The sequence below is a fragment of the Nostoc sp. DSM 114161 genome (assembly GCF_052692665.1).
The window spans coordinates 766096-784818 of the sequence record NZ_CP195141.1; the positions used below are offsets into that span (position 1 = coordinate 766096).

The 18723-nt window shown below is 43.2% G+C and carries 14 protein-coding genes; 9 read left to right on the forward strand and 5 right to left on the reverse strand.

Annotated elements, in window-relative coordinates; translation table 11 throughout:
- The first annotated feature begins 105 nt into the window (after positions 1 to 105).
- The 6 genes from NSTC745_RS03390 (at position 106) to NSTC745_RS03415 (ending at position 8336) form a co-directional block, all read left to right on the forward strand.
- Positions 106 to 3462, forward strand: coding sequence for a HEAT repeat domain-containing protein (locus NSTC745_RS03390; protein ID WP_445635892.1), 3357 nt, complete (start codon positions 106 to 108; stop codon positions 3460 to 3462).
- Positions 3463 to 3614: 152 nt separating this feature from the next.
- Positions 3615 to 3749, forward strand: a complete 135-nt coding sequence (locus NSTC745_RS03395; protein WP_445638517.1) for a hypothetical protein — start codon at positions 3615 to 3617, stop codon at positions 3747 to 3749.
- A gap of 645 nt (positions 3750 to 4394) precedes the next feature.
- On the forward strand, positions 4395 to 5414 hold the full coding sequence (locus NSTC745_RS03400) for an RNA polymerase sigma factor, RpoD/SigA family (RefSeq protein WP_445635893.1): 1020 nt from the start codon (positions 4395 to 4397) through the stop codon (positions 5412 to 5414).
- A 224-nt stretch (positions 5415 to 5638) separates the two neighbouring features.
- A complete protein-coding gene (locus NSTC745_RS03405; RefSeq protein WP_445635894.1) occupies positions 5639 to 6133 on the forward strand; it encodes an ureidoglycolate lyase in 495 nt (164 codons plus the stop codon).
- Positions 6134 to 6252: 119 nt separating this feature from the next.
- Complete coding sequence (locus NSTC745_RS03410; RefSeq protein WP_445635895.1) at positions 6253 to 7305, forward strand: glutathione S-transferase family protein; 1053 nt, start codon at positions 6253 to 6255, stop codon at positions 7303 to 7305.
- 113 nt (positions 7306 to 7418) lie between these two features.
- Positions 7419 to 8336: an aspartoacylase gene (locus NSTC745_RS03415; RefSeq protein ID WP_445638518.1), complete on the forward strand. Its 918-nt coding sequence runs from the start codon at positions 7419 to 7421 to the stop codon at positions 8334 to 8336.
- 372 nt (positions 8337 to 8708) lie between these two features.
- Here NSTC745_RS03415 and NSTC745_RS03420 read toward each other — a convergent pair whose 3' ends face one another.
- The 5 genes from NSTC745_RS03420 to NSTC745_RS03440 all read right to left on the reverse strand — a co-directional run bounded on the left by NSTC745_RS03420 (position 8709) and on the right by NSTC745_RS03440 (position 15718).
- Positions 8709 to 9788 (reverse strand): PstS family phosphate ABC transporter substrate-binding protein, encoded by a 1080-nt coding sequence (locus NSTC745_RS03420; protein WP_445635896.1) that lies wholly within the window; start codon positions 9786 to 9788, stop codon positions 8709 to 8711.
- Positions 9789 to 10186: 398 nt separating this feature from the next.
- Complete coding sequence (locus NSTC745_RS03425; protein WP_445635897.1) at positions 10187 to 11251, reverse strand: protein kinase domain-containing protein; 1065 nt, start codon at positions 11249 to 11251, stop codon at positions 10187 to 10189.
- A gap of 784 nt (positions 11252 to 12035) precedes the next feature.
- A complete protein-coding gene (locus NSTC745_RS03430) occupies positions 12036 to 12662 on the reverse strand; it encodes a cytochrome c oxidase subunit 3 (RefSeq protein ID WP_096536506.1) in 627 nt (208 codons plus the stop codon).
- A gap of 118 nt (positions 12663 to 12780) precedes the next feature.
- A complete protein-coding gene (gene ctaD, locus NSTC745_RS03435) occupies positions 12781 to 14517 on the reverse strand; it encodes a cytochrome c oxidase subunit I (RefSeq protein ID WP_445635898.1) in 1737 nt (578 codons plus the stop codon).
- 109 nt (positions 14518 to 14626) lie between these two features.
- A complete protein-coding gene (locus NSTC745_RS03440; protein WP_445635899.1) occupies positions 14627 to 15718 on the reverse strand; it encodes a cytochrome c oxidase subunit II in 1092 nt (363 codons plus the stop codon).
- Positions 15719 to 16168: 450 nt separating this feature from the next.
- On the opposite strand from NSTC745_RS03440, the gene NSTC745_RS03445 reads away from it, so the two are divergent.
- The 3 genes from NSTC745_RS03445 to NSTC745_RS03455 all read left to right on the forward strand — a co-directional run bounded on the left by NSTC745_RS03445 (position 16169) and on the right by NSTC745_RS03455 (position 18692).
- On the forward strand, positions 16169 to 17083 hold the full coding sequence (locus tag NSTC745_RS03445; RefSeq protein ID WP_445635900.1) for a COX15/CtaA family protein: 915 nt from the start codon (positions 16169 to 16171) through the stop codon (positions 17081 to 17083).
- Positions 17084 to 17285: 202 nt separating this feature from the next.
- Positions 17286 to 18239, forward strand: coding sequence for a heme o synthase (locus NSTC745_RS03450; protein ID WP_445635901.1), 954 nt, complete (start codon positions 17286 to 17288; stop codon positions 18237 to 18239).
- A 165-nt stretch (positions 18240 to 18404) separates the two neighbouring features.
- On the forward strand, positions 18405 to 18692 hold the full coding sequence (locus NSTC745_RS03455) for a type II toxin-antitoxin system HicB family antitoxin (RefSeq protein ID WP_445635902.1): 288 nt from the start codon (positions 18405 to 18407) through the stop codon (positions 18690 to 18692).
- Positions 18693 to 18723: the final 31 nt, after the last annotated feature.

Here is an 18723-nt window from a genome sequence, read left to right on the forward strand (position 1 = left end):
TTAATACTCGCCCACGAAAATTAACGGCTCTCAATCAGGAATGAGCAATTCTAGGCTTGGTATTATACCCATAACCGCGTGTAATCTGCCACCTTGCCCTGATTTATGCTCATCACACCCCGCCACACTAACAAGCTCTCCATCTTTTTCCTTTTCTGTTTCACCCTACTCCTAACTCTCTTCCTCTCTCTACCTTGGGTAAACGCCGAAGAAAAACCTAAGCTGGAAACATGGCAGATCAACGGTATCGTAGCAGCCCTACAAGACCCAATAGCCGAAGTCAGGGCTACAGCAACGCAAAATTTACAGGAATATCAGTTAGATAACCTTAAATCCCAGATAAAAAACTATGATGAACTTGTAAAAGAGTTTGTCAAACAGTTAGAGGATAAAGATTCAAAAGTTTCCCGTAAAGCAGCAGCACAGGCACTAGGGCAGATGCAAGCCAAGGAACAAGTTCCACAAGTTGCCAAACTGCTCACAGATTCTGACTCTGATGTCCGTAATGCAGCAGCACAGGCACTAGGGCAGATGCAAGCCAAGGAACAAGCTCCACAAGTTGCCAAACTGCTCACAGATTCTGAATCTTATGTCCGTAATGCAGCAGCAGAGGCACTAGGGCAGATGCAAGCCAAGGAACAAGCTCCACAAGTTGCCAAACTGCTCACAGATTCTGACTGGAATGTCCGTAAAGCAGCAGCACAGGCACTATGGCAGATGCAAGCCAAGGAACAAGCTCCACAAGTTGCCAAACTGCTCACAGATTCTGACTGGAATGTCCGTAATGCAGCAGCACAGGCACTAGGGCAGATGCAAGCCAAGGAACAAGCTCCACAAGTTGCCAAACTGCTCACAGATTCTAACATTTATGTCCGTAAAGCAGCAGCAGAGGCACTAGGGCAGATGCAAGCCAAGGAACAAGCTCCACAAGTTGCCAAACTGCTCACAGATTCTGACTGGAATGTCCGTAATGCAGCAGCACAGGCACTAGGGCAGATGCAAGCCAAGGAACAAGCTCCACAAGTTGCCAAACTGCTCACAGATTCTAACATTTATGCCCGTTATGCAGCAGCACAGGCACTACGGCAGATGCAAGCCAAGGAACAAGCTCCACAAGTTGCCAAACTGCTCACAGATTCTGACTGGAATGTCCGTTATGCAGCAGCAGAGGTACTAGGGCAGATGGAAGCCAAGGAACAAGCTCCACAAGTTGCCAAACTGCTCACAGATTCTGACCCTAATCTCCGTTATGCAGCAGCACAGGCACTAGGGCAGATGCAAGCCAAGGAACAAGCTCCACAAGTTGCCAAACTGCTCACAGATTCTGACTCTAATGTCCGTAATGCAGCAGCACAGGCACTAGGGCAGATGGAAGCCAAGGAACAAGCTCCACAAGTTGCCAAACTGCTCACAGATTCTGACCCTAATGTCCGTAATGCAGCAGCACAGGCACTAGGGCAGATGGAAGCCAAGGAACAAGCTCCACAAGTTGCCAAACTGCTCACAGATTCTGACTCTAATGTCCGTAATGCAGCAGCACAGGCACTAGGGCAGATGGAAGCTAAGGAACAAGCTCCACAAGTTGCCAAACTGCTCACAGATTCTGACCCTAATCTCCGTAATGCAGCAGCAGAGGCACTCATCAAATTAGGACAACAAGATTTGCCTGTTATTGTCCTAGTTCTAGATGCAGTTCACTCTTATCCCTCTGAAATTGGTCAACTCAGGTTTTTAGCTCATTTTTTGTCAGCTGGTAAACCAGAAGTAGAAACTCTTATGCAATGGGTTGGTAACCCTAAAACGCGACCTGAAACATTGAACCATGCCCAGGGAGTCGAAACAATGCAAGTTTTCAAGAAAGCCTGGGAACCTAGTAAAGACCTGGATAGATTCAGAGAAGATTTAGCAGAACAGATTTCGATAGTTGCCGAGAACAAAAAAGTTCCTTGGAAATGGCAAGATATTGGTTTGCTACAATTCCACTACAACAACCTCAAAACTTTCTACCCTCCTAAAGCTTATGCGGTGCAGTCACAGATAAATAACCTTGAAGGTTGGCAGTGGTTCTTCAAAGCCAGAAACACCATCATCATTCACATTGCCTTTTGGCTTGCCCTGATCTTCGCCTACCCCAAATTTCCCCAAGTCCAAGCCATCTTCTTCTGGAACCCTTGGGTACGCCGAATCTTAGGCGTCGGTTATGTCGGCTTTCTCCTCACCTGGTTTCCCCCCTTCCGCCGCAAATTATTTGAACCTTTCAAACCTTCCCTATTAGCCGATGCCGGCTTAGATAACTTTCACGACCAGTCATACTTCCCAGAATCAAAAGTCAAAGTCCCCATCTCAGGAGACATCCTCCCCATCACCGCAGCCCTCCCCAGCATTCAAGGACAAATTATCTTAGAAGGAGATTCCGGCTTAGGCAAGTCGATGTTTCTCCGCCATTTATTGCAAAACTCCCAGCGCATAGTCGTTTATCTCCCCGCCCAAAAATGTCAAAAAGGCGTAATTGAAGCCATCCAAGACAAGCTACACGGCCAAGCCCAAGATGCCGACTTCCTGAAAAACCTCATTTACAGTGGTGCCATAGATATCTGCATCGATGGACTCAACGAAGTCACCGCCGAAACCCGCGCCAAAATCTGCCAGTTTGTCGAAAGCTATTTCCGGGGCAACATTATCATGACAACCCAGCCCCTAGAGTGGACGCCCCCCTCAACAGCCAAAACATATTACTTGCAGCCCCTCGAACAACAACAAATTCAAGAATTTTTGCTCTCCCGTCAGCCACGACTCCCCAAAGACGCCCAAATTCAAGGTACTGATTACGAAAAAGCTTGCATCAACTACCTAACAGAAGCCCTCAACAACCAGCAACCCAAGGAAGAGTTAGACGCCGCCCGCCGCATTCTTTCCAACCCAATGGATCTTACAGTGGTCGCGCTCATGCTATCACAAGGCAAACAGCCAAACTTGTTTCGCCTGCAAGAACAGCAATACAACTTAATGGCCGCAGAATACCTCAAAGAATGGAATCAAGAATTTCCCTTAAAGAAATTCTCCGCCGCCGTCTACGAAATGCGACTCCAAGACAAACAAGCCTTACCCGCCGATGAATTTCACCAAGTTGCCATGTCCTTGGCAGACGAGAAATACAAAATGGTAGTCACCCGTCAGTGGCAAGATGAAAAAGGCGAAGCCAAAAAAGAATGGTACTTCCGCCACGATAAAATCATGGACTTCTTCCTCGTGCAAAACTTTCTCGGCGAAAGCGATGCCGCCGAAGGACTATTAGTTGATAGAATGGGCGACCCCCGATTTCGTGGCGTTTACTTCCTGCTAGCAACCTTACTCCCCTTAGATGCAGCCAAAGAACTGCGGGAAGAATTGATTCAATACGCCGCCGACACCAAAGACAATACGGTGAGTAATACGTTTGTGCAGTTGTTGAGGACAAGGTAATTAGCCAATAGCCAATATCCCAAAAGGCTTTTCCCCCTGCTCCCCTGCTCCCCTGCCCCCCTGCCCTCTAAATGATAAATCTTTAAACCGACATAATATTAGTGGCGATCGCGGGTGTTGTTATCTTGCCAACTATTATCCTTGGTGTTAATGTGACCACTGTTACTACTTTTAGTCTCAAGAATGTCGTCACTAACTATTACACCCATAATACCAAAACTGATGCACATATCTGCGTGCAATCTGGCACAAGTGCGATCGCCACAAATATCCACGCGTTTATTTAACGCCTCAAATCTCTTTAAAGTTGATTTTATATAACTTTTGTCTGATGTCCGCCCAGCAACTTTACAAGAATTAAGTGCTGATTTTTCAACAACAAATTACTCTAAAAACACTTTGCATACTTTGAAATTCATCTCGAATATAGAGAATATGTCCCCAATTTTATTTTTTAATCAATTGCCTCTGAAACTCAGTCAATGTTTTTAGTTACTTTTCAATTTTGTTGGCAATCTTGAATTAATGGTAAACTGGACAACATCAACTAGAATTCTATCTAAAGGTTAATTATGTATAATTAAATTATTTCATATTTATTAAATAATTTAATCATAAGTTAGAGGCAAAAAAGTTCATTTTGTATTCAGGAAACTTGAGGGTATGCAAAAGGCACATATCGACGAGTGTGACGGCTTGAAAATATATCCTAAATAATACTTTTGATAATTGATTTGTTAGTATTGAAGGTGGTAATATTAGGACGCAGTTGATTTTAGGTTGATTATTTTCAATAATTAACTTTTAATGTATCAAAGACGAAAATTCATTAGTCTTGCCAATGAAGAGATTAGCGGTGTAAAAGGGCTATGGGTCTGGGTATCTATACTTGATGCCAATATATTCATAAGGTTACATAGGAGTGAATAAACATGAGCAACTTAACATCTCCACAAACCGAAGTTCAAAAAACGCAGAAAAAAAGTTTAGTTGCAGATAAAAAACCTCGAACTACAGATGATATTGTGCGTATTTATCTGCAAGAGATCGGGCGTGTAGATTTGTTGACTCGTGAGCAAGAGATTATTTTTGCCGAGCAAGTGCAGCAGATGATGAATTTATTAGCGGCTAAAGAAGAATTAGCTGAGAAACTAAAGCATCAACCCACGCTGCAAGAATGGGCAGAGCAAACGAATTTGAGTGTTGAGGAGTTGCAGCAACAGCTAAATCAAGGGCAGCAAGCCAAGCAGAAAATGATTCAAGCTAACCTGAGGTTAGTGGTAGCTGTGGCGAAAAAATATCAGCATCGCAACTTAGAATTTATGGATTTAATCCAAGAAGGAACTTTGGGTTTAGAACGAGGTGTAGATAAATTCGATCCTGCTCTTGGTTATAAGTTTTCAACCTATGCTTACTGGTGGATTCGTCAAGGAATCACGCGAGCGATCGCTCAACAAGGACGTACAATTAGACTACCAATTCACATATTTGAAAAACTGAATAAAATTAAGCGGGTACAGCGAGAATTATCTCAACAATTAGGTCGCGTTCCCACTACTGCTGAAATTGCTGAAGCCTTGTCTTTGACACCTAGCCAAATTCGTGAGTGTTTATTTTTAGCGCGTCAGCCATTTTCGCTAGAAGCGCGAGTTGGCGAACAACAGGATACAGAATTGCAAGACATACTGCAAGATGACGGACTTTCTCCCGAAGACTACGCTGCTGAAGAGTCCTTGCACCAAGACTTACAAAACTTATTATCAAAGTTATCTCCCCAGCAACGAGAAATATTAACCTTGCGTTTTGGCCTGACAGATGGGCATGAACTTTCTTTAGCACAAATTGGCGATCGCATGGGCATTAGTCGAGAACGAGTGCGCCAAATAGAACAAAAAGCTCTAAGTCTTCTAAGACGCCAAAAAGAACAAGTACGCAGTTATCTAGCTAGCTAATATTGTTTTTAAGTCAGAATTCAGAACTCAGAATTCAGAATTCAGAATTCTGAATGGTTGAAAAATTAACAATGTTTGATGGGCTGCAAGATCCCCGACGGGGATCTTAGCCCTCAAAATTAATGCCATGAACCACCAGCTGATTTTGTTGAAATTATCAAAATTGGATATCCAAACCTTCTGAATTCTGACTCCTGAATTCTGAATTCTTAACATCAAAAAATATGAGCAGTTCGCAAACAGTACAACAATTGCAGGCGCAATGGATAACGCCAGAAAACTTTTCGCCCTATGGCCAAGTTATTTTTGCGAGTCAAGATGGCAAAGCTTATGATGCTGAAGATGCTAAATTAAACTTGCAAAATGGAACTCCGCGATTTTATATTATGCGGTTGAATAAAAGGGGACGAAAGTTTCATAAAATTACTCGCCACGTGCAATGTACTCAATGTTTAGGTTCTTTGGAAGGAAAAGATTGGTTAATTGCAGTTTGTCCGCCGAATAATGATGTTAATGAACCAGCGTTAGAGAAAATTGCAGCTTTCCGCATTCCGGGAAATTGTTTTATTAAATTACATCAAGGAACGTGGCACGCTGGGCCATATTTTGAGCATGAAACTGTAGATTTTTATAATTTAGAACTAGCTGATACAAATGTGGTAGATCATTTCACGCATGATTTTCTCAAGAGTCAGAAGTTAGAGCTTGAAATGGTCTAAGAGGCTGAGGTTTTATGTCACAATCTTAAGGTAAGTTGTAAAAGTGGAAGACTAACCACTAAAAATTGCAGGGTAGATAAAGTGGTAACTTCCATCGCTCTCAAAGCAAGATTGTCGCCATGAGCAACTCAACCCCAATAGATGATAATAAAATACCGAAAAAGAAAGGGCGATCGCTTCCTCCAAAGCTGATTATTTGGCTGGGAATGTTTGTTTGGACGACGCTTTGGCGGATAATGATGTCAAAGTTGGCTCCTAGTAATAAATCGGGAGCATATATTCGTCCGAGTAGCCAGTTTCGCAACTTCATCAGCACCGAAGAAGGAAATCCTTACCAACCAGCAGCCGGACGCTATAGACTCTATGTTGGGTTGGGTTGTCCTTGGGCGCACCGAACTTTAGTAGTGCGATCGCTCAAAAAACTCGAAGCTGTAATATCAGTATGTATCGTCTCTCCTTCTCCCATCGAAGGCGGTTGGATATTCAACGAAGAAGAACAAGGTTGTCGTACACTAGCTGAATTTTATCAACGGGCAGAACCGAGTTACACTGGGCGCGTTACGGTTCCAGTCCTGTGGGATAATCAAACAAAAACCATCGTCAACAATGAGAGTTCAGAAATTATTGTCATGCTCAACTCTCAATTTAATGAGTTCGCCGACAATCCAACATTGGATCTTTATCCAGAAGAACTCAAAGAAAAAATTGACTGGTGGAATGAAAAAACTTACCGCGCAGTAAATAACGGCGTCTATCGCTGCGGCTTTGCCCAAAGCCAAGAGGCCTATAATCAAGCCTGTAATGAAGTGTTCGCAACTCTGGATGAGATTGAAATTGCATTGCAAACCAATCGATATCTGTGCGGCGACAATCTCACACTTGCAGATGTGCGTTTATTTACCACCTTATTTCGCTTTGATAGCGTCTATTACAGCTTGTTTAAGTGTAATAGGCGACGCATTCGAGACTATGAAAACCTCGGAGCTTACTTAAGAGATTTATATCAGCTTCCGGGTGTTGCTGACACCTGCGATGTAGAAACAGTAAAACGTGACTACTACGGTAACTTGTTTCCACTCAACCCCGGCGGAATCATTCCCGATGGCCCTGATATGTCCTATCTAAATCAACCACATAATCGCGATCGCATCAGCAAAGTAAATGTTTTATAAGTTATAGCAGTTAGTAGCTAGGTTAGGACATGAATTGCTCGTAAAACCGTATAGCAAGAGACTTTCTAAGTTATTTTCTGTTGTCTATTGCCTATAACAAAGTTGGTGCGATGGTGAACCAAATTAATCGAGTTGCAATTGTTGGTGGAACTCATGGTAATGAGTTTACAGGGACTTATTTAATCCAAAAATTTGCCGAGTTTCCCGACTTGATTACTAGGCAAAGCTTTGAGACAGTTACCCTGTTAGCAAATCCTCGTGCTTTTGCAGCAACAAGGCGATATGTAGATAAGGATTTAAACCGCTGTTTTCTCAGACAAGATTTACAAAATCCTACACTTAAAAGTTACGAAGAACTACAAGCTAAATCAATTCAAAATAGCCTAGCAACAAATGGAGATAAAGCAGATTTCATTTTAGATTTGCACAGCACAACATCTAATATGGGTCTGACAATTATTTTAGTAAACACTCATCCCTTTAATTTGAAGCTAGCTGCTTATCTGAGCGAAATAAACCCTTTGGTTAAAGTTTATTGCTGCTCTTTTAAATCAGTTGAAGAAAATCCATTTGTCAATTCTTTGTGTGAATTAGGATTTGCGATCGAGGTTGGCCCCATTCCCCAAGGAGTTTTAAAAGCACAATTGTTCCAACAAACTGAGAAACTGATTCACGGGATTCTAGATTATATCGAACGATTTAATCAGGGTGAAATTTTAGCAACTAAGGAAACATTAACTCTCTATCACCACTTATCTGTTGTAGACTACCCAAAAAAACAGGATGGTACAATCTTTGGCATGATTCATCCAGAGCTTCAAGACAAAGATTATCAAGCCTTGAACCCAGGAGATGCAATGTTTCTCACTTTTGATAACCAGACAATTATCTATCAAGGAGAATCTACAGTTTGGCCTATTTTTATTAATGAGGCGGCTTACTACGAAAAAGGAATTGCAATGGCTTTTACTAAGAAAGAGCAATTAAAAATTTACAGCAGTTTTCATGTATTTGAACCACATCTGTCGTAGGGCACAGCATTGATCATACGTGTCAACTTAACGTGAAACGCTGATAGAAAGGTGATGAGCGAGTTCTACTCATTTACCATCAAGATCCGCGTTACCCCACCCCGGTTTTGCTGGCGCAAAACCTCCCCTCCCCTTAGCAAGGGGAGGGGTTGGGGGTGGGGTAAAATGCCTGTGGGATAAGCGTTTGAGCTTAAGTTGACACCAATGACCATTGGTGTGCCCATACCGTGTAGTCTATTTATCTGAAAATAGCTGTAATTGTTCTCCAACTATTTTTTCCAGTTCCATAGCAAATAAGTTTTTGTATACTACTGCAATATCAAATGATAAATAAACCCCCAAAAAGGGGGCTTAATTCTACTGAAAATATTACTACCTAACTCCAACGAAACCAGCTTGTTCAATTGCTTTTTGCCCCTCTTCAGTTAATAAAAGTTTAGCGTAGGCATCCCCTATTTGCTGTTCTCGCCCTTTATTCTGCTTAATAATTACAAACATCTCAGCAGTCATTGGATAGCTACCATTTCTAATAGCCTCAATATTTACTTGATTGCGCTGACGCAGGCAGTTTTCAGGTGACACCAAAGGTTCGCGGTAGGGGGGAATTAACTCACTTGAAGTGCGACCCAATGGCAAAGCCTTCACACTACACTGAGGAATTACTGAACGAGCAGAAGCGTAATACAAACCGCCAGGAGTTTTGCTGAGTTGGCGTACTGCCTCTGTAGTCGAGTAGACATACTTTACATTGGAGCCAAATGCTTGACCCTTCAAGTTGTTATTGCTAGAAAATATTACTGTATCTGCGTTTTCTGGCCGTTGAGAGAAAGGTATGATGGGTAGGTTTGGGCCACCTACTTGTTCCCAGTTAGTAATTTGTCCGGAATAAATCTGCTGTAATTGGTCAACAGTTAAACCCGGTACTTTCAATGATGGGTTAACTACCACTGCTATTCCATCAATACCTACCCGACGTTGTTCAAGAGTGAAGCCTCGCTGTGTCGCAATTGCTTGTTCTTCATCTGTCAAGGGACGGGAGGACTGAGCAAAGTCCAATTGTCCATCAAGCAACATGCGAATACCTGAACTAGAGCCAGGACTATTCTTTGTAGGGTCTACGTAACGTAATCGTAGTTCAGGGCGATCGCTTTGAATCTGAGAATCTACCAATTGCCGGATAGATGCCCAAGCTGTACTACCACCGTAGTTAAATGAGCCGCTAGGAACATCCGCAATTGTTTGAAAATTCGATTTTTCACTAGAAGAAGCGTTTACACTCTGATTAGAAGAGTACAAGTTACTACTGCTACGCGATAATAAGTTTGGCTTGAGCAACCACCAAAGTAATCCGCCAATGACTATCAGTGTCAATACTTTACCAATAATTAAACCTCTAAGAAAAAGGGCAATTTCACCATTAATTAAAGCTTTTCTTTGGTTTGTATTGTCCATATTTTTAAATTTTATTTATTGCTTGTATTTATACTACAGTAATTTCTCAGTATTTACACTCTAAAACTCTATTGATATTTAAGTTTTAAGTAAAGCTGTCATCAACCATTCAGTATCTAGTTTTTTCATTGCTATATACCCCCAACCAAGCCTTTCCAAAGGAGGAGTAATCTAATTAAATTCCTCTTTCTGAAGGTTGAGAAGGCAGAGAGTTTACACTAAATCTCGACTTCTCTACGAGACGCTACGCGTAGCTTGCTTCCTCTCAAGGTACGCTCGATTTCCGCGTAGCCGAAGTGCAGAAGGTTTTATTAATACCAATTTGAAAAAAGAATGCAACAGATGGGTAGGGGCACAACAATGTTGTGCCCCTACGTATAATTGATGTGTCGCAAACATTATTTGATTTGGCTAGTTAAGGTATTTATATTAGTTAAATGTGACCGATGAATAAATTTTTCTATGATATTTTTTAATTGAGTAGGTTGCTGTGGAAGCGATGCGCTTGCATTCAAAAATGTATAGATTAAAATAATTACTATCAAACTAGTGCTAGCGCCGAGTCCGATACCTAGTAACAAAATAAAATTTCTGTAAGCTAGAAAATAGTTATCAACAATATTTTGTTTTAGTCCACCAGATTGTGACGACTGTAATCCTATGGAATCGGAATTAATCGCTTCGAGGGCTTCTGCGGCAGATTGATAGCGTTGGCTATGGCGCTCGCAAACCATTCTGTCTAAAATATCTGCAAAAGCGTCGCTTACTTGTGCGTGATGTCGCCAGATAACTTCGCCAGTATTGGGATCTTCTTGTAGCTGGCTAGGTACTAACCCTGTGAGGGCTTGAATCCCAATCATACCTACTGCATAGATATCGCTGGAAAGTTTTGGCTTTCCTTTCGCTTGTTCGCTTGGCATATAACCAGGAGTGCCAACCACAACGGTTAAAGCAGCTCCTAAAGCACCAATTTTTTTAATACTTCCAAAGTCAATTAACACAATCTTGCCATCGGAGTGCCGCCGCATTAAATTTTGCGGTTTAATATCTCGATGAATAATGTTGTGTTCGTGCACGAAGGCTAGCACTTCCAGTATGTCTTTTAATAGATTCAAGACTGCATTTTCTCTCAGGCGTTGCCCTGGGATAATTTCTTGAGTCAAGGAATGACCATCAATATATTCTTGGACTAGATAGAAATCCCCACCTTCATCAAAATGAGCAAACAGCCTTGGAATTTGCTCGTGGTCGTTACCTAGCTGATATAAAACTTCTGCTTCTCTGGCAAATAATTTTTTAGCGATCGCCCCAACACTAGGATTAGGATCTTTTGGGTGGAAATGCTTGACAACACAATGCGGTCTTCCTGGCAGATCTAGGTCTATAGCTAAGTACGTATCTCCAGATCCCCCACTGCCCAACTGTTTGATAATTTCAAAGCGATTCCTAAGTGTTTTTTTCACAAAACCCTGGTGATATCTATTACGTATTACGCTTCCTAACGAATAGTTTTTACCAGATTCTGGGCTTTCTAACACTTTAACAGTCTCAAAGCTACTCCTGAATGTTTTTCTGATGAGAGGGTTCTGGCTCATGTCGCGTATACTATGTGCTAATTGCTGACCATTCAGAGATTGTCATAGCTTGGGTGAGAGAATGAATACTTGCCCCTTGATTTTTCAATTTTTAGGCAATTATCTTCTCTGACTTCATAATGCTTGATGGCAGTTTTATATTTTGGCTTGAAATTGAAGTTTTAACCTACAAATAATTAAGTATAAATAATACAAGCTTCGATCGATAAAGTAAATGCAATACTGTAAGTAATTAAAACTCTATGTCTTTCTAGTGGTGTACCAGGCAATAGGCTTGAAAGTCTGTTTTGTGGGGCTTTTACGAGGGATTTACGTCCTAAATGCTTTAATTGCGATAGTGCAGAGACAGAAAACTACACCACTCCCTATTGCAGTACAGAGGCTATTAATAGCTTGTGTATTTATTCTCTGTCTTAATTGTAGTCTATAGCAGCTGCCAAGGTAAGCACATCAACTGTCTGTATGAATCTTAGGTAACGGGATCGCGCCTTAGGGAGTATTGGCTTAGCGTTCGCCCAGCGTCTCGTAGAGAACCGAAGTTCATTGCAAATTGCCTATTGGAATAAGGCCTCACTGAATACTAAAAATAAAAAAGCCCCCAAAGGAGGCTGAGCGAGTTGTTCGCGTGGAGTGAACAACTAATAATTAATACTCACAGCAAATACAGTAATCCGAACAAAATAATCCAAATCACATCAACAAAGTGCCAGTAAATTTCCGCAGCTTCAATGCCGAAGTGTTTTTCACTACTGTAATGACCCTTAACGCGCGATCGCCACAATACGGCAAGAATCGCTAAAACGCCGATAGTAACGTGCAGTCCGTGGAAACCAGTCAAAACATAAAATGCACTGGCAAATAAATTGGTAGTTAAACCAAATTCTAGATGAGTATATTCATATACCTGTCCTACTAGAAAAACAGCACCCATCGCAGCGGTAATTGCTAACCAAATCCGCGCACCCCGCGCATCATTCTTTTTGATAGCAGTGTCGGCATTGTGCATAACAAAACTACTAGCAATCAGATTGACAGTGTTAACACCGGGTAGCAATAGTTCTAACTCTGGGGTGCCTTCTGGAGGCCAAGCAGGTAGGGTAGCGCGGAAAGCCAGATAGGCTCCGAACAGCCCCATAAAAATCATCCCTTCAGCAATCAAGAAGACAATTAGCCCAAACAAGCGATGGTCTGGATGTTCTTCATGATGGCCGACAGCTGCTTCTGCTGCATGATGATGATTTAGTTCAGTTTTAGCTGGGTCAATCGTTTGACTTTGCATGAATCTTGATAAATGTAGAGTGGGGAGGTGGGAGTTGGGAGTTAGGAGTTGGGAGTTGGGAGTTTTAAACTAATAACTTTATTAAACTCATAACTCTTAACTCTTCACTCCTAACTCTTTACTTTCGATCTTCGGGATTAGCAGCAACCGCTGGGTCGGGTTTTGCTCTTAATACCGAGTTGGGCCCGCCAGACAAGACCGGATCGGGGTCGGATAAGGGTACACCTTCTTTCGCCTTTTCCAAGCCGTAGTCGTAGGGCCCTGTAACTAGTACTGGGGTTCCTTCAAAATTCTCGATCGCTGGCGGTGAGGTAGTCATCCACTCTAAGGTTAGTGCCCTCCAGGGATTATTACCAGCTTTCTCTCCGTATAACCAACTCCAAATCGCATTGATAATGAAGGGAAATGTAGAGACTGCCAGGATATAAGCACCATAGGTGCAGATTTCATTGAGTAAAGTAAATTTGGGATCGTATTGGGCAACACGGCGGTTCATACCCATCATCCCTAATTTGTGCATCGGTAAGAAGGTCATGTTTAAGCCGACAATTGTCAAGGCAAAATGAACCTTACCCCAAAATTCATTTAGCATCCGTCCCGTCATTTTCGGGAACCAGTGGTAAATCGCTGCATAAATACCGAGAACGCTACCACCAAACAAAACGTAGTGCAAATGTGCCACTACAAAATAGGTGTCGTGGACGTGAATATCAAAGGGTACTGCTGCTAACATCACGCCGCTGATACCGCCGATCACAAAGGTGCCAACAAAGCCCATTGCGAACAGCATGGCGGAGTTGAGTTGAATTTTTCCGCCCCACATGGTTGCCAACCAACTGAATATTTTAATACCAGTGGGTACGGCGATGATCATGGTGGTGATCATGAAGAACATCCGCAGCCAACCGGGGATACCGCTGGTAAACATGTGGTGCGCCCAAACAATTAGCCCTAAAAAGCTGATAGCCAGGGATGAGTAGGCGATCGCTTTATACCCAAAAATCGGCTTGCGGGAATGCACAGGGATAACTTCTGAAATTGCTCCAAAAAAGGGCAAAATCATAATGTAAACTGCTGGGTGCGAGTAAAACCAGAACATATGCTGGTATACAACCGGATCGCCGCCACCTGTGGGATTAAAAAATGTCGTCCCAGCAATTAAGTCAAAAGCTAACAGAATCAGACCTGCTGCTAACACTGGTGTAGACACTAGAGTCAATGCCGAAGTGGCAAACATCGCCCAGCAGAACAAAGGCAATTGATTGAATCCCAAACCTGGGATACGCATCCTCAGCAATGTTACGAGGAAATTGATTGCCCCCAAAATCGATGAAGTACCGAGTAGAAGGACACTCATAATCCAAATGCCCTCACCTACCTGACCTGTTACCAAGCTCAGGGGAGGGTAGGAAGTCCAACCTGCATCGGGCGCATCGCCGACTAATAAACTAGCGATTAGCAACAAACCAGAAGGGGGAATCATCCAAAAGGCAACAGCATTCAAGCGTGGGAATGCCATATCCTTTGCCCCAATCATCAAGGGGATCAGGAAGTTAGCAAAACCCGCACCAGCTGGCACTATCCACAAAAAAATCATGATTGTAGCGTGCAGCGTAAACAAGCTGTTGTAGACTTCTGGGGTAACAAAATCTGATTCTGGCGTTCGCAATTCTGTACGAACTAAGTCAGCTAACACGCCGCCTATACAGTAGAAAATGAATGTTGTGACCAGGTATTGAATCGCAATTACCTTATGGTCGGTGTTAAAGGTAAAGTAATCTTGCCATTTTCTCACTGGTGGTTCTTCACCATGACCAGGGATATTGGCAGTTTCTTGCAACTGAGCTTGTGTCATAGGAATGAGTCATTAGACTTCTTACAGAAGTGGGGTAAAGGGTAAGGGGCAAAGGGGAAAGGGAACCTTCCTTTTCGCTTTAACCTTTCCCCTTTTCCCTTTTTCTGAATTAGTGGTGAACTTGATGGAGCATTTCTGGCTGAATTCCCATGCCCTTGGTGTAGGGGGCGAGAAATTCGTGTGGGGATAAATCCGCAGGGTTAACGGCAATGGCTTGATTTAGAGTTTCTTTACTCGCAGTTAACTGCTCTTGTTGCCATTTCTCAAATCCTTCTTGTGACTCAACAACCACTGTTGTTCTCATCGCACCGTGGTATGGGCCGCAAAGTTCAGCACAGATTAAAGGATAATCGCCTAGTTTGTTGGGTGTGAAGCGAATCTCACTTTGTCTGCCGGGAATTGCATCTTGCTTGAGGCGGAACTCTGGCACCCAGAAGGCATGGATCACATCGTTGGCTGTCATATTAATTTCCACTTCTTTCCCGATGGGAACGTGGAGTTCGCCCGTGGTGATGCCAGTGTCGGGATAGGTGAAAATCCAGGCATATTGTAGACCGGTGACATTGACTTGCAGTGATGCTGGTTGACCTGCTTTATCGGGACTGCCGCCAATTGTGGGAGCAACACTACCGACACCTGGAGCATCCCGCTTTTGAGGAATTTGGTCGGCATTGCGGACTTCTGCTGTGGCTGGGTCTTGCATCGCCTCATCAGATTTTTCTTGATTGAGGTTGGGTTCGGTGCTAGGAGGTGTATCGCTCAGTGTTGCAGCTATAGCACTTCCATGCCCAGGCATTGTCATCGACTGTTCTTGAGTAATCGGCGCTTCATGGATGGCATGGGGATCGAAGCCACCGATTTCGTTATACACATCAAAACTGTAAACAGAAATACCGATAACGATAATTGCTGGGATCGCCGTCCAGAGTATTTCTAAAGGTATATTGCCCTCCACTGGTGGCCCGTCTTCATTGTCACCCGCACGCCGACGGTATCTAAATGCAGAGTAAATTAAAACACCTTCGACTATCAGAAATATACCTGTAGAAACGATCATCATCGCATTGAACAAACCATCGACTAAGACGGCTTCATCAGTAGCTGCTGCTGGCAACAGACCATGATTTTGACCGTACCAAATACTGGCTAGGGTTAGCACGATGCCAATGAGTAATGTCCATATTGAACTTGGAATCTTCACGGCTTACTTGATTGAATTTACTACGTTATCTCAAAGCTGCTCACTTACTAAGGTAGTCTAGGCTATAAGACATAGAGTCTAAATATGTGAAATTTTTATTAATTTTTTTGAATATCTTACTAATTTTGAGTACAAGGTGACTAACAGATATTCCCAAAAATAGATGCAAATCAGTAGAAAAATTTAAGGAAAAATTTAGGATGTTAAATTAACTGCCACCAATAGATTTTTCACATCTTGAAAAATACCTAAAGCTTCAGGCAAAACATAGCGAGAGTGATTCAAAGTATAAGTGAGTGCCAATCTATAAATCCCTAGAGTATACGCTAGGGTGGAGATGGGGAGGACACTTGCTTGCCGGGGTTCCCCCGCTCTTGCAAAGTGTCTGTTCAGTATTGAAAATTAAGAATCTATTAGAGATCCACCAAGAGCGGGCAGAAGGTACTGTTCATGAATGAAATTGTCCTACAACAACAAAATCAAGCGGCTCTTCAGCAACAAAAGCCCAAGGAAATGATTCGTCGCTTGGTGTGGAGAATGTGCATAGCCACTTTGATTTTGATGGCGATAGGTTCTGCCACCCGCGTGATGAATGCTGGGCTTGCTTGCCCAGATTGGCCATTGTGCTATGGCGAATTGGTGCCAGCGAAGCAAATGAATTTCCAGGTATTCTTAGAGTGGTTTCACAGATTAGATGCTGCCTTAATTGGTGTCAGCGCGATCGCACTTTTTGGTTTATCTTGGTGGCACCGTCGCTCGCTACCCAGTTGGCTGCCTTGGGCATCTACATTCGCCCTGTTTCTCATCGTCTTCCAAGGTGTCTTAGGAGGACTCACCGTCACCGAATTGTTGCGGTTTGATATCGTTACCGCCCATTTGGGAACGGCGCTATTGTTTTTTACCACCCTGTTGATTATCGGCACCGCACTCACACCCTATCAGGGGACTGGAACGGTTGGTAAGTTGCCTTGGGTCGGTTTAACTGCTGCTGTTTTCGTTTACCTGCAAAGTCTCTTAGGTGCTTTAGTAGGATCTCGTTGGGCGCTACACCAATGCTTCGGCGATTCTCAACTTTGTACCGTAATGTACAGCCATATTGCTGGTTTGGTACCGCCAACTGTGGCAACCTTGGCAATGGTATTTTTCAGTTGGCGTACACCGGCGCTACATCCAGCCTTGCGGCGACTGGCAAATATGGCTGGCGCATTGTTGAGCTTACAAATTTTGTTAGGAGTCGCCACTTTCAAATTACACCTCCAAGTCGAACCCCTCACCGTGTCTCACCAAGCCGTAGGAGCTGCTTTGCTCGGTACTTTAGTGGCTTTCACAGTTCTGTCATTGCGTGATTCAGTTAGTGCTGAGTAGGGCATGGGGCATGGGGCATAGGGCATTGGGAAGAGGACAAGGGGATAAGGAGACAAGGGGACAAGGGAACAAGGGGCAAGACTCGATCTAAGTTCTCCCCTGCTCTCCCTGCTGCCCCTGCCTCCCCTGCTCCCCATCTCCCCATCTCCCTACTCCCCACTCCCTACTCCCCGTTGTTGAAAAATAAGGAACCAGAGTCAACATGATTGAGACTAATGTCTCTCGCCACCACCAAACTTTTCTCCAAGTAATTCAAAGTTACTACCAGCTAACTAAGCCTCGGATTATTCCGTTGCTTTTGATTACCACAGCTGGCAGTATGTGGATTGCTGCTAAGGGACAGGTAGACCCATTGCTGTTACTAGTAACTCTGACTGGTGGCACTCTGGCTGCTGCAAGCGCCCAGACTATTAACTGTATCTACGACCGGGATATTGATTATGACATGGAGCGGACTCGCCATCGCCCTATGCCTTCCGGTAAGGTGCAGCCGCGCGATGCTCTAATTTTTGCGATCGCTCTAGCAACACTTTCGTTTACACTACTGGCAGTTTTCGCCAATTTGTTAGCCGCAGTTCTAGCCTTCTCTGGCATTGTCTTTTATGTTTTGGTCTACACCCACTGGCTAAAACGCCACAGCACCCAAAATATTGTCATTGGTGGTGCGGCTGGGGCAATTCCAGCTTTGGTGGGTTGGGCTGCTGTCACTGGCACTTTAAGCTGGGCAGCATGGTTAATTTTTGCCATTGTCTTTTTGTGGACGCCGCCGCATTTCTGGGCTTTAGCTCTAATGATTCGGGACGACTACGCCAAAGTCGGAATACCGATGCTACCAGTAGTTAAAGGCGATACGGCAACAGTACGGCAAATTTGGTATTATACCTTGATTACTGTAGTTGCAACAGTGTTATTAGTTTATCCCTTAGGTGCGAGTGGAGTTCTTTATGCTGCGATCGCCCTTAGTTTGGGAGGATTATTTATCCACAAATCTTGGCGCTTGTTGCAAAATCCAGAAGATCGTACTGTCGCTAGAGAGTTGTTTCTCTATTCCATTTCCTACATGATGCTGTTGTGTTTGGGGATGGTAATTGATAGTTTGCCTATTACTCATCATCTAATTAGTGCAGTAATTAATAAACTGCATTTTATTAGTTAGGGCAAAAAAGTTAATGCGATCGCGTTTGGTAAAAGGAGCGCGATCGCGTTTTAATAAATTACAAATTATACATAATTAGAGTTTGGCGGATTTTCAATTAAAAGTAAAATTTTATTATCACAAAATTGATTAAAAAGCTAAATTAACTTATAAAAAATAATATAAATGTTGACAAATTACATTCGTACAGCGATGCACAAAGCAACTTATGAGTTGCTTGAAGATGGAACTTTCTATGGGGAAATTCCAGAATGTCAAGGAGTCTGGGCAAACGCTACAACATTAGAAGCTTGCCGCGAGGATTTGCAAGATAGTCTAGAAGGATGGATTTTACTAGGATTGCGTTTGGGTCATACTTTACCCATACTTGATGGTGTTGACCTGAATATTACCAAAGAGGTCGCCGGGTTTCGACTCCGCTCAACCCTCGTCTTCTCAGGGATCGAGCATTGAGCGTTCGCGTAGCGTCTCCCCTTGGGAGAAG

Coding starts and splice junctions, on each gene's coding strand:
- NSTC745_RS03420 (WP_445635896.1), bottom strand. CDS start 9,788: ATGGACAATACAAACCAAAGAAAAGCTTTAATTAATGGTGAAATTGCC.
- NSTC745_RS03410 (WP_445635895.1), top strand. CDS start 6,253: ATGAGCAACTCAACCCCAATAGATGATAATAAAATACCGAAAAAGAAA.
- NSTC745_RS03455 (WP_445635902.1), top strand. CDS start 18,405: ATGTTGACAAATTACATTCGTACAGCGATGCACAAAGCAACTTATGAG.
- NSTC745_RS03430 (WP_096536506.1), bottom strand. CDS start 12,662: ATGCAAAGTCAAACGATTGACCCAGCTAAAACTGAACTAAATCATCAT.
- NSTC745_RS03405 (WP_445635894.1), top strand. CDS start 5,639: ATGAGCAGTTCGCAAACAGTACAACAATTGCAGGCGCAATGGATAACG.
- NSTC745_RS03390 (WP_445635892.1), top strand. CDS start 106: ATGCTCATCACACCCCGCCACACTAACAAGCTCTCCATCTTTTTCCTT.
- ctaD (WP_445635898.1), bottom strand. CDS start 14,517: ATGACACAAGCTCAGTTGCAAGAAACTGCCAATATCCCTGGTCATGGT.
- NSTC745_RS03445 (WP_445635900.1), top strand. CDS start 16,169: ATGAATGAAATTGTCCTACAACAACAAAATCAAGCGGCTCTTCAGCAA.
- NSTC745_RS03400 (WP_445635893.1), top strand. CDS start 4,395: ATGAGCAACTTAACATCTCCACAAACCGAAGTTCAAAAAACGCAGAAA.
- NSTC745_RS03450 (WP_445635901.1), top strand. CDS start 17,286: ATGATTGAGACTAATGTCTCTCGCCACCACCAAACTTTTCTCCAAGTA.